This window comes from Gilvimarinus sp. 1_MG-2023, from assembly GCF_030548285.1.
The window spans coordinates 1-231 of record NZ_JAUOSC010001861.1; the positions used below are offsets into that span (position 1 = coordinate 1).

A 231-nucleotide genomic window follows, 5' to 3' on the forward strand; every position below is an offset into this window, starting at 1 on the left:
GGATGACGGTAAAGTAGTTGCGGATGCTGCTCTTGATTTTTTAAAACGCTATCTAGCTCTGATCCATTGCGACCTCTTTTTCGCTGATGCAGCAATATTGATTGAAGGCCCTGTGGAGCGGATTCTTCTGACACAGATGATCACGTAGACATCACCAAACTTGAACACTAAGTACCTCACTACGCTAGTAGTTGGTGGGGCGTATGCTCATCGGTTCGCAGAACTAATGAC

At 45.9% G+C, this 231-nt stretch carries 1 protein-coding gene; it reads left to right on the top strand.

Annotation, left to right across the window (positions count from 1 at the left end; translation table 11 throughout):
* Positions 1-61 precede the first annotated feature (61 nt).
* Positions 62-148, top strand: coding sequence for a TOPRIM nucleotidyl transferase/hydrolase domain-containing protein (locus tag Q4563_RS23940; RefSeq protein WP_442903881.1), 87 nt, complete (start codon positions 62-64; stop codon positions 146-148).
* Positions 149-231: the final 83 nt, after the last annotated feature.